This window comes from Arthrobacter sp. 10N418 (assembly GCF_056394725.1).
Genome location: NZ_JBFTIK010000041.1, coordinates 1 through 11,467 on the forward strand (window position 1 = coordinate 1; position 11,467 = coordinate 11,467).

Consider the following 11,467-nt stretch of genomic DNA (forward strand, 5'->3'; position numbering starts at 1 on the left):
CGGTCCTGCCGGGACGCCCCCGGAGCCGCCAGCAACCTGGCCGCCTGCACATACTCCGCGGCCAGCCGCACCTTCAACGCCGCAGTCCGGGCCTCCAACCGGGCCGCCTCGGCCAACCCGTCCAGGCAATCATCCGCCAGATCCCGCAACGGATCCGCGCCGGACGGCTCAGCGCCGCCCCCGCCCGCGCCCGTGAAAACCGCCAGCGCAGCAGCGGACGCAGCGACAGCCGCCACCGCCTCCCTGCACCCGGCACTCAAACCCGCTCCGCTCTTCACACCCAAAGACTATGACCAGCCACCGACAATTTGATGACACTGGCCGTCCTCGACGGCTGGCTGGTACACGACTTGGCGATCGTCGACGCCACGTCCAATGATGCGGAGGGCCGGGTCGGTTTCTGGCCGAAGAATGCGGGCGACGGCCTCCGGGACGGCGGTGAGCTGGATCGATTGTCGCAAGGGCGGCGTCGCCCATCTCAAAGGACCAAGCAGACCGCCCATTCAGCATTTCCACGTAGGCCGGCGAAGCTGACGGCCGGTGGCTTAGCCCAGGGCCCTTGGATGCGCGGCGGCGTAGATCTCCCGCAGGGTATCCGCCGTCACCAGCGTGTAGACCTGGGTGGTGGTGACGGAAGCATGGCCCAGCAGTTCCTGGACCACGCGGACGTCGGCCCCGCCTTCGAGCAAGTGGGTGGCGAAGGAGTGCCGCAGGGTGTGCGGCGAGACGTCCTTGGTGATGTTGGCCTTCTCGGCCGCCGCCTTGAGGATCGTCCAGGCGCTTTGCCGGCTGATCCGGCCGCCCCGGGCGTTCAGGAAGAGGGCCGGGGTGCCTTTCCCCTTGGCCGCCAGCAGGGGCCGGCCGCGGACCAGGTAGGCATCCAGGGCCCTGGCGCCGAAGGACCCGAGCGGGACCAGCCGTTCCTTGGAGCCCTTGCCGAACAACCGGACGATCGCCGGGCCGTCTGCCCCAGCCTGCTCTTCGCCGTGCAGGGAGATGTCGTCCACATCGAGACCCACGGCTTCGCTGATGCGGGCGCCGGTGGAGTACAGGAATTCCAGCAGGGCCCGATCCCGCAGCCCCGTGGGCGTGTCGGTTCCGGCTGCCTCCAGGATCCGGGTGACTTCATCCACGCTGATGGCCTTGGGCAGCCGCTGGCCGGGCATCGGCGGGTGGACATCACTGGCGGGATCCGTGGCGGTGACGCCCTCCAGTGCCCAGAACTTGTGGAGGCCGCGGACGGCCACCACTGTCCGGGCGGCCGACCGGATACCAAGGGCGGATCCGCCGTCGGAGCCGTCGGAGAGCGCCTGGACGAAGGCGGTCACATCATGGCGCGTGATCTCGGCGGGACGTCCGCGTCCCGACTGCGCAAGGTGCTTCGCGTAGCGGGCCAGGTCCCGCCGGTAGGCGGACAAGGTGTTGGCCGCCAGTCCGCGCTCCACGCCCATGTGCTGCAGATAGTCCGTCATGGCGCGGTCAATCGGGGTCAGGGGCCGGGGTGGCGCGCCGGCCGCCTGATGCGGGGCGGAGGCTGCCGGCGGAGGGACGGAATGTGGCGGCGTGGAGTCTGCCTGCGGGGCGGGCGGCCCGGTCGCCACCAGTTCGACCATCAGCGCTGGCTGGGGTGGGCAGGCCACGGCGCGTCGGCCGGGCGGAGGCCCTGGAACCCGTCGGCGCGGGCTGCGGCTGCAGCGAGGACTCCGACGACGGCGGACGGGTTGTGCAGGCGTCCCTCCAGCACTGCCGCGACGGCCGCGTCCAGCGGGATCCAGTGCAGCTCGATTTCGGCCTCCTCGTCGGTGCGGACGTGGAGCTCATGTCCAGGCACGTCACTGATGTCGCGGGCCAGATAGATCCGGATGGCTTCACTGGAGGAACCCGGTGAATTGAAGAAGTCGGCCAGCACGTTCCACTGCCCGGCCACAAGGTCCGCCTCCTCGGCGAGTTCGCGTGCCGCTCCTACGACGAAGTCCTCGCCCTCGACGTCGAGCAGGCCGGCCGGGATTTCCCAGAGATCCATTCCGACAGGGTGCCGGTACTGCTTGATCAGCAGCACCTCGCCGGCGTCGTTCATGGGAAGGACAGCTACCGCACCGGGGTGGTCGATGTAATCCCGGACGAGGGCATGGCCGTCGTCGTTGAGCTGGAAACTGTCACTGACGACGTCCCAGATCCGGCCTTCATAGACCTTGTGGGAAGACAAAAGACGGCGCGGGCTCGGTTCATCAGAAACCTGCCGTGCAGCATTGGGGGTTTCAGACTTACCGGGCATCGCGCCGTCCTTTGATTCAGTTGGGTATTACTTTGATGCTACTGCCGGCGAGGGCTTGGCGGCCGCAACCGGAACGGCCTTGGCCGAAGCGCCCTGCCGGACGTCGCCATCGTGCTGGTGCGCCAGTGCGGCCTTGACCAGGCCCGCAAACAGCGGGTGCGGGCGCGTAGGCCGCGAGCTCAGCTCGGGGTGCGCCTGCGTGGCCACGTAGTACGGGTGGACTTCGCGGGGAAGTTCGACGTACTCCACAAGCTTGCCGTCCGGCGAGGTTCCGGAGAACCTCAGGCCCTTCTCGGCGATCTGCGCACGGTACTTGTTGTTGACCTCGTAGCGGTGCCGGTGGCGTTCGCTGACCGTGGTGGCGCCATAGGTCTCGGCCACGACGGAGCCCTCATCAAGCTTGGCTTCGTACAGGCCCAGGCGCATCGTGCCGCCAAGGTCGCCCTTGCCCTCAACGATGTCCAGCTGCTCTTCCATGGTGGCGATGACGGGGTACTTCGAGTCCGGCTCGAACTCGGATGAGGAAGCGCCTTCGAGGCCGACCACGTTGCGGGCGTACTCGATGACCATGCACTGGAGTCCAAGGCACAGGCCAAGGACCGGAAGCTTGGATTCGCGGGCATACTTCAGGGCGCCCAGTTTGCCTTCGAGGCCGCGGATGCCGAACCCGCCGGGAACGCAGATGGCGTCGACGCCCTCAAGGGCCTGTACGGCACCTTCGCGTGTCTCGCATTCGTCCGAGGGAACCCAGCGGATCTTGACCTTGGTGTCGTTGGCGAAGCCGCCGGCGCGCAGGGCCTCCGTGACGGACAGGTAGGCATCGGGCAGGTCGATGTACTTGCCCACGAGGGCGATCTCGACCTCGTGCTTGGGATTGTGGACGGCGTCCAGGAGCTTGTCCCAGCTGGTCCAGTCCACATCCTTGAACGGAAGGTCCAGGGCGCGGACGATGTACGAATCCAGGCCCTGGGAGTGGAGGGTCTTGGGGATGTCGTAGATGCTCGGGGCGTCCGGGCAGCCGATGACGGCGTCGATGTCGACGTCGCACATGCGGCCGATCTTGTCACGCATGGGCTGCGGCACTTCGCGGTCCGAGCGGATCACGATGGCCTCCGGCTGGATGCCGATGGAGCGCAGCGCGGCAACGGAGTGCTGCGTCGGCTTAGTCTTCAGCTCCTGTGACGGGCCAATGTACGGCACGAGGGACACATGGAGGAAGAACACATTCCCGCGGCCGATGTCCTGCCGGACCTGGCGGGCCGACTCGAGGAACGGCTGCGACTCGATGTCGCCCACGGTGCCGCCGATTTCGGTGATGATGACGTCCGGCGCATGTTTGCCTTCGGCCGGAAGCCGCATGCGCCGCTTGATTTCATCAGTGATGTGAGGGATGACCTGGACGGTGTCGCCAAGGTACTCGCCGCGGCGTTCCTTCGCGATGACAGTCGAGTAGACCTGGCCGGTCGTGACGTTGGCCGATCCTTCGAGGTTTTCGTCAAGGAAGCGCTCGTAGTGGCCGATGTCGAGGTCCGTCTCGGCGCCGTCGTCAGTCACGAAGACTTCACCGTGCTGGAAGGGGTTCATCGTGCCCGGATCCACATTCAGGTAGGGATCGAGCTTTTGCATTGTTACAGACAAGCCGCGTGCCCGCAGGAGGTGACCGAGGCTCGAAGCCGTCAGCCCCTTACCGAGCGAGGACGCCACACCACCGGTAACGAAGATGTGTTTGGTCGTCTTGGACGAGCCCGGGAACCGGGAATTTACACGGGAATTTGATCGCTGCACCACGGAATTCGAGCCTATCACCAATTCAGCCGCCCACGGGTCGATCGGCGGCATTCGGATGTGATTGTTGTCCCAGCATCAGGACCGCTGCGGAAGAAGCTTGGCGTCGTCGAGAAGTTCCTGGGCGTGCGCCCGGGCCGATTCCGAATCCTCCTGGCCCGCCAGCATGCGCGCCAGCTCGCGGACGCGCTCCGCCTCGTCCAGCAGCTGCACGTCGCTTGAGGTGAAGCCTGTAGCCGTGGCCCCGTCGGAGCCGCGCACGGATGTCTTGGTGACCCGGATGTGCTGGTCTGCGAAGGCGGCCACCTGCGGCAGGTGCGTCACGACGAGCACCTGGACGTGCCGGGCAAGCATGGCGAGCCTGCGCCCGATCTCGACGGCGGCGCGGCCGCCGACGCCGGCGTCGACCTCGTCGAAGACAAAAGTCGGGACAGGGTCAACCGCGGCCAGGACGACCTCGATAGCCAGCATCACGCGGGAAAGTTCACCGCCGGATGCCCCCTTGCCGAGCGGTCGCGCCGGGGCGCCGGAGTGCGGCTGGAGCAGGAAGGAGATGTCGTCGGCGCCGAAGGGCCCGAGCTGCCCGCCGGGTTCGACGTTGATGACCAGGGTGGCGTCGGCCATGGCCAGGGCCTTCAGCTCGGCGCTGACGCGGGCCGAGAGGTCCTTGGCGGCCTTTTTCCGGGCCTTGCTGATGGCCGCGGCCTGTTTCCGGAGATCGGCCTCGGCACGCGCGACCTCGGCGTCCAAGGCCTCGATCCGGGTGGAGTCGTCCTGCAGCTCCGCGTATCGTGCCCGGGCCTCCTCGGCCCAAACCAGCACTTCGTCAATGCTCGGCGCGTACTTGCGCACCAGCTTCGCCAGGGCAGCGCGCCGGTCCTCGATTTCAGCAAGCCGCTCGGGACCCTCTGTGTCGAGGGCGGCCTGGTAGCTGGCAAGCTCCGTGGCGATGTCATTGAGCAGGAAGCCCACCTCGGCGAGGCGTGCCGCGGCGGATCCGAGTTCTCCATCATGTTCGGACACATGCTCCAGCGTGCGCTTGGCGGCGTCCACGAGTGTCGTGGCGTCGGCGTCCTCTCCAAAGTCTTCGGCGATGAGTGCCTGGTGCGCCGTCGTGGCCGCGATCCGCAGTTCCTCGACGTTGGCGAGCTTGACGGCCTCGGCCTTGAGCGACTCGTCCTCCCCCGGCTGAGGGTCCACGGCGTCGATTTCGGCCAGGGCAGCCTCCAGCGACTCGGCCTCGCGCAGCCGTTCGCGGGCGGCGCTGCGGAGTGCATCCAGTTCGCCCTGGCTCGAATTCCAGTGGGCGTACAGCTCCTGGTACGCGGCCAGGGGTCCCGCAAGGTTTTCCCCTGCAAACTTGTCCAGGGCGCCGCGCTGCGCCACCGGGCTCTTGAGCCTGATCTGGTCGGACTGTCCGTGGACCACTACGAGGGTGGCACCGATTTCGGCGAGCACGCCCACGGGTGCCACGCGGCCGCCGAGGTAGGCCCGGCTGCGGCCGTCGGCGCCGACGCTGCGGGCGAGCAGCAGCTCCGCGCCGCCGTCGAACTCCTCGACGTCGGCCCCGGCCTCGCGGGCCCGTGCTACGGCGGCGTGCCCGGCGTCGAGCTTCAGGACTGCCTCCGCGGAGGCGCTCTTCGCGCCGCTGCGCACCGCCCCGGCGTCGGATCTGGCGCCGAGCAGGAGACCGACGGCGGTGACCACCATGGTCTTGCCTGCACCGGTTTCACCGGTCACCACGCTCAGGCCCGGGCCCAGCGGCAGCGTGGCGTCCGTAATGACGCCGAGGTCGCGGATTCTCAGTTCTTCAAGCATGGTTTACTCCGCAGTCGATGGATCTGGGGCCGGGCCGGGTCCTGCGTGCCGCGGCGCGGGCAGCGGCGGCATGGGGCGGGGCGTCCGGATGACCGGAACGGGCCCGGTGTGGATGGATTCTGTCTGCGGCATGGGTCCGCGCCAGCCCTGGATGGGGAGTTCGAACTTCCGCACCAGGCGCCCGGAGAAGGGTGTCTGGTGCGTGCGCGCGAGCCGCACGGGGGTGGCTGACCGGGTGACTTCCACGCGGGCGCCGGGCGGCAGGTCCACGGACCGGCGGCCGTCGCACCACAAGACGCCCTGGGCGTCGGTCCGGTTCAGGATTTCGACGGCCAGCCGGGACCGGGGTGAGACCACCAGTGGCTTGGCGAAGAGCGCGTGGGCGCTGATCGGCACAATCAGCAGGGCTTCAACCTCGGGCCACACCACCGGCCCGCCGGCCGAGAAGGCGTAGGCGGTGGAGCCGGTGGGGGTGGCGAGAACGACGCCGTCGCAGCCGAAGGAGGTCAGCGGCCGTTCATCCACTTCGGTGACCACCTCGAGCATCCGTTCCCGGTTGCCCTTTTCGATCGCGGCCTCGTTGAGAGCCCAGGTGTGCCAGATCTTCTGCCCGCGGACCCAGACCTGGACGTCGATGGTCATGCGTTCTTCCACCGTGTATTCGCGGCTGGCGATCCACTCGACGGTCTGGGCGAGGTCGGCCCGCTCGCTCTCGGCCAGGAACCCCACGTGCCCGAGGTTGACGCCCAGCAGGGGCAAGTCGACTTCCCGCACGAGTTCCGCTGCCCGCAGGATGGTGCCGTCTCCGCCGAGCACCATGACGAGTTCGACGTCGGGCAGCCGGACGTGGTCGTGGAGGACCTCGACGGGCTGGTCCAGGCGCCCGAAGAAGCGCACCATGTCCCCGAGCTCGGCTTTCTGCATCACCGGAACAAGGCCGGAGGCATGCAGTTGGGCGCACGCATCCCAGGCAGCCTTGAGGGATTCCTCGCGGCCGGTGTGGGCAAGGATGAGGACACGCCTGCTCATCGGTTTCCGCCTTCTGTGCTTCTAGTACTTGGGCCAGATCGTTCCGAGTAACGCAGCAACGGCTGCGTCCCGCTCTTCGATCTTAGGTAGGTCTGTGCCGATACCCCGCTTTGTCCACAGGAAGTACTCGACGTTTCCGTCCTGGCCCGGCAACGGGCTGCTGGCGAGGCCTTTCAGTTCCAGGCCCGAGTCCATCGCTTCGGCCGCAACCTTGCCGACGGCCAGGCGGCGCTCCCATTCCGAGGTAACCACCCCGGAGCGGCCCAGCCGGTCCTTGCCGATCTCGAACTGCGGCTTGACCATCAGGACCAGGTCGCCCCCCGGATCCGTGCAGGCAGCGAGGGGTGCCAGGACAAGGGTCAGGGAGATGAAGGACAGGTCCGCCACGGTGAGCGCAGCCCGCCCGCCGATCTCCTCCGGCGTCATGTAGCGGACGTTGAGGCCCTCGTGGACCGCCACGCGCGGATCGTTGCGGATCACCGGGACCAGCTGGTCGTGCCCGACGTCGACCGCCACCACATGGGACGCGCCACGCCGAAGCAGCACCTCGGTGAAGCCGCCGGTGGAGGCGCCGGCGTCGAGGCACCTTTTGCCCTGGACTTCGACGGCGGGAAAGGCGTCCAGCGCGCCGGCCAGCTTGTGTCCGGCCCGGCTGACGTAGCTGTCCTCGCTCGTGGCCGCGATGTCCAGGGCTGTGTCATCCTGAACCTGGAAGGAGGCCTTGGCCAGCACTTCGCCGCCGGAGCTGACTTTGCCTTCGGCGATCAAGCGTGCGGCGTGGGTGCGGGACCTTGCGAGGCCGCGGCTCACAAGGACCTGGTCAAGCCTGCTCATGATAGGGAGTCCCTGGTTGCATTGATTTGTCCTGTCACGTCCTCGTTGAGGGCTTCCATCAGCTCGTCGTGCAGCCTGGAATAGATCTCTCCGTGCCCGGACACGGGCGTCCCTGGCAGTGTGGCGAGGCGTTCGAGCACCGCCGTGATGGCAGGGTCCTGGACGGTGCCGGGCTGTTCCGCAGGAATGTCCGCTGGAAGCGCCGGCCAGGAGACCCCGGCCGGCGTGTGTTCCGCCTCGGGTTCTTCCGCCTCGGGTATTTCCGGTTCGGGCATTTCCGGTTCGGGCACGTGGTTCAGCTCGGTCATCTGTCCAGTCTAGTGATCCAGCCATTCGACAACCGGCGCCAGGGCGCTGGCGGTCTCGGGATTCGCAGCCCACCAGGCAGAACAGGCAGCCCGCCAGGAATCGAGGTCGCCCGGGTCGCCGCTGACGCGCACTGTGGGTCCGTGCACGACGGCGGAGGCGGCGCCGCAACGGAACTTCCCGGCGTCGTCCTCCACGTCAGGGTAGGGCCGGTAGAGGTCCGTGAGGTCGTTGATGAGGTAGTCGGGCCGCTCCATGGTGCGGGCGGCAAGGATGGATTCCCGGGTGTCGACGCCGGTCAGCACCGCCACCGTCGCGAACCCGGCGTTGTTGCCGCCCAGAATGTCGGTGTCGAGGCGGTCGCCTACGACGAGCGGCCGGTCGGCTGCAAGACGTTTGGCGGCGGCATGGAACAGCGGCGCCTCGGGCTTGCCTGCGACGAGCGGTGTCTGGCCAGTCGCCGCGGCAACGGCCGCTACGAGTGTTCCGTTGCCGGGAGCGATCCCCCGGTCCTGCGGAATGGACATGTCCGTATTGGTGGCTACCCAAAGGGCGCCTCCGGCGACAACGTACGACGCCTCCGCAAGGTCCTTCCAGCCGAGATCGGGATGGAACCCCTGCACCACGGCGACGGGATTCTCCGCCTCGCTGCGCACCGGGACCAATCCGGCACGTTCAATTTCCTGCGCCAGCGCTTCCCCGCCAGTGATCAGTACGCGCGCGCCGGCAGGCAGCAGGGAGGCCAACAGTTCCCCGGCGGCTTGCGGGGAACTGATGACCTGGTAGTCCTCGGCCGGCGCCCCAAGCTCGCGCAGATGCTGCGCTACCTCCGCGGGCGTCCGGGACGCATTGTTCGTCACGTAGCCCAGTCCGACGCCGATCCCGGCGAGGCGGCGCAGCGACGCCACGGCCCCGGGGATGGCGTTGGGACCTGCATAGACCACGCCGTCGAGATCGGCGAGCAGGGCATCGAACGTCGAGATCAGGTCCGAATCGTCCACAGGATTAGTCCTCGATGTGTTCGGGGTGGTTGGCGTGCTCGTCATGGGAGTCATCCGTCCCCAGGACTTCGGAACGGTCCAGGGCGTCATGCTCCACGGAGTCTTCGTCAGACTCGGCGTCGTCAGACGCAAAGTACTCCGATTCGGCGTCGTCCGTGCCTTCCTCGAGGGCATTCAGTCCGTCCTCGGCAGACGGGGTTTCCGGCAGGCCCGCCACGGCTTCTGCGGATGCTGCACGCGGTGCCTGCTCCGCGGCGACCGGGGCGGACTGCTGTGCGACGAGCCGGCGCTGCTGCTCTTCCTCACGCGCTTCCTCTTCCTCGTCCCAGCCCAGGTCGATGATGTCAGGGTCCTCATCCACGCCAAGGCCCAGCGCGTCTTCGGCCACGACGGCCTGGCGCTGCCACTTCCCAGCCTCACCGGCGCGGCCGGCCGCGGTCAAGGCATCCGCGTACGCGCGGAAGAGCCGCGGGCTGTAGGAAAACGCCCGGTTGATATCGAGCTGGATGATCTCCAGCTCCGAGACTGCGGCGTCGAACTGCCCGAGGTCCGTGCGGGCGCCGGCGGCAACGATGGCCAGCTCGACCTTGCCGGGGGCGTCCAGATCCTTGGCTTCCTCGGAGCGCGCCATTTCAAGGGCGCGGTCCGGACGGCCGAGGCCACGTTCGCAGTCGGCCATGACGGGCAGGTGCATGTTGGAGCCGCTGATCCTGCGGTAGGTGCGGAATTCGCGCAGGGCCTCGCCATAGTGGCCGGCTGCATAGGCGGTGAGGCCGACGGCTTCCCGGACGGCCGCGAGGCGGCCGCCGCGACGGCTGGCCGCGAGGGCATGCTGGAACGCGAGCTCGGGCTCTTCGTCAATCAGCCGGCCGGCCATGACCAGGTGGCGCGCAACCCACTCGGCGCTGTTGTCTTCCAGCGTCTTGATCTGGTGCTGTGTGGCGCGGTCGAGTTCCTTGCCCGTGACGTCCTCGTCGATCTGGGGTGAACGCTCGCGGTCGGGACGGTTGGCGCTGCGGAGATCGCGGGCGTTCGGTACGCGCACGGGGCGGTCTTCCGCGCGGTCGCGGCCGAACTGGCGCGGGCCCGAGTCGCCGCGGTCGAAGCCCCTTGCCGGACGGTCCTCGCGGTTGCCGAACGGCTTCCGGTTGTCGCCACCGCTGAAGGGCTTGCGGTCACGGTCGCCGGCGCCGAAGCTGCGGCGTTCCCCGCCGCCTTCACGCGGGGCGCGGTCACCGTAGGGCTTGCGGTCGCGGTCGCCGCCACCGCTGTAGGGCGGCTTGCGGTCGCCGCCGCCGCTGTAGGGCGGCTTGCGGTCCCCGCCGCCGGCGCCGAAGCTGCGGCGTTCCCCGCCGCCTTCACGCGGGGCACGGTCACCAAACGGCTTACGGTCACGGTCGCCGCCACCGCTGTACGGCGGCTTGCGGTCCCCGCCGCCGGCGCCGAAGCTGCGGCGATCCCCGCCGCCTTCACGCGGGGCACGGTCACCAAACGGCTTACGGTCACGGTCGCCGCCACCGCTGTACGGCGGCTTGCGGTCCCCGCCGCCGGCGCCGAAGCTGCGGCGTTCCCCGCCGCCTTCACGCGGGGCACGGTCACCAAACGGCTTACGGTCGCGGTCGCCGCTGTACGGCGGCTTGCGGTCCCCGCCGCCGGTACCGAAGCTGCGGCGATCCCCGCCGCCTTCACGCGGGGCACGGTCACCGAACGGCTTGCGGTCAGGGTCGCCGCTGTACGGCGGCTTACGGTCCCCCTCGCGCGACGGGCGGTCGGCGTAAGGCTTACGATCGCCGGAAGAAGGACGGGACCCCTCCGAGCCACGATCGTCCCTGGACCGGAAACCGCGTGGCTCCCCACCCGAGTTGTTCGTTCCGCGGAATCCTCCGCCTCCCGAACTGCGTCCGCCGCCGAAGTTGCCGCGGTCGTTGCCGCCACGGTTGCCGTCGTTGTGCTCAGCCATGCTGGATTCCTCCTGTTATGAGCTGACCACTGGCGCAATCGCAGCCGCTCTGTTCCGTGTTTCGTTCTCTACGCAACCCGAAATCAAGCGCTTCGAAGTCCGTACATCTCATCCAATTCTAGGCGAGCCGCCGGGCGGCGGCTAACAGTAGAGGCCCAACCCGGGCTTCCGGTGGCAAGTCTCACAGCGCCGCAGTAAGACGCTCTTACGCCTTCCGCGGACTCACCGAAGACGCCGACGGCGGGTGACGGCGTCGCGCCGGGGGTTCCGGTGTTCCGGGCGCGCTGCAGGCTGGGGTGAGGGTTTGGGTGGTTAAAGTGGGAGAGCCTCCAACGTGGTGGTTGGAGGCTCTCGACCTAATGGTTGTCCGGCGGTGACCTACTCTCCCACACCCTCCCGGGTGCAGTACCATCGGCGCTGTGGGTCTTAGCTTCCGGGTTCGGGATGGGACCGGGCGTT

Annotated in this window: 9 protein-coding genes, 1 rRNA gene and 1 pseudogene; all 11 read right to left on the reverse strand. The window is 68.3% G+C overall.

The features are described from left to right. Nucleotides 1–278 (reverse strand): annotated as a pseudogene (locus AC1DCZ_RS18760) (HNH endonuclease signature motif containing protein); the annotation flags it as partial. A gap of 267 nt (nucleotides 279–545) precedes the next feature. Next, nucleotides 546–1,472, reverse strand: a complete 927-nt coding sequence (gene xerD, locus AC1DCZ_RS18765) for a site-specific tyrosine recombinase XerD (protein ID WP_476975930.1) — start codon at nucleotides 1,470–1,472, stop codon at nucleotides 546–548. Between the two features lie 140 nt (nucleotides 1,473–1,612). Next, nucleotides 1,613–2,275 carry an NUDIX domain-containing protein gene (locus AC1DCZ_RS18770; RefSeq protein ID WP_476975923.1) on the reverse strand — a complete coding sequence of 221 codons (663 nt, stop codon included), beginning with the start codon at nucleotides 2,273–2,275 and terminating at the stop codon, nucleotides 1,613–1,615. 27 nt (nucleotides 2,276–2,302) lie between these two features. After that, complete coding sequence (locus AC1DCZ_RS18775) at nucleotides 2,303–4,081, reverse strand: CTP synthase (RefSeq protein ID WP_476975931.1); 1,779 nt, start codon at nucleotides 4,079–4,081, stop codon at nucleotides 2,303–2,305. Nucleotides 4,082–4,138: 57 nt separating this feature from the next. Then, on the reverse strand, nucleotides 4,139–5,878 hold the full coding sequence (gene recN / locus AC1DCZ_RS18780) for a DNA repair protein RecN (RefSeq protein WP_476975924.1): 1,740 nt from the start codon (nucleotides 5,876–5,878) through the stop codon (nucleotides 4,139–4,141). 3 nt (nucleotides 5,879–5,881) lie between these two features. Then, nucleotides 5,882–6,907 carry an NAD kinase gene (locus tag AC1DCZ_RS18785; RefSeq protein WP_476975925.1) on the reverse strand — a complete coding sequence of 342 codons (1,026 nt, stop codon included), beginning with the start codon at nucleotides 6,905–6,907 and terminating at the stop codon, nucleotides 5,882–5,884. A gap of 21 nt (nucleotides 6,908–6,928) precedes the next feature. After that, nucleotides 6,929–7,741 (reverse strand): TlyA family RNA methyltransferase, encoded by an 813-nt coding sequence (locus AC1DCZ_RS18790; RefSeq protein ID WP_476975926.1) that lies wholly within the window; start codon nucleotides 7,739–7,741, stop codon nucleotides 6,929–6,931. Further along, complete coding sequence (locus tag AC1DCZ_RS18795; RefSeq protein ID WP_476975927.1) at nucleotides 7,738–8,049, reverse strand: hypothetical protein; 312 nt, start codon at nucleotides 8,047–8,049, stop codon at nucleotides 7,738–7,740. Before AC1DCZ_RS18795 ends, AC1DCZ_RS18790 begins: the two co-directional genes overlap by 4 nt. 9 nt (nucleotides 8,050–8,058) lie before the next feature. After that, entirely contained in the window at nucleotides 8,059–9,048 is a 990-nt protein-coding gene (locus AC1DCZ_RS18800; protein ID WP_476975928.1) for an HAD-IIA family hydrolase, read from the reverse strand. Between the two features lie 4 nt (nucleotides 9,049–9,052). Continuing rightward, nucleotides 9,053–11,008, reverse strand: a complete 1,956-nt coding sequence (locus tag AC1DCZ_RS18805) for a tetratricopeptide repeat protein (RefSeq protein WP_476975929.1) — start codon at nucleotides 11,006–11,008, stop codon at nucleotides 9,053–9,055. 365 nt (nucleotides 11,009–11,373) lie between these two features. Continuing rightward, a 5S ribosomal RNA gene (rrf, locus tag AC1DCZ_RS18810) occupies nucleotides 11,374–11,467 on the reverse strand; the annotation flags it as partial.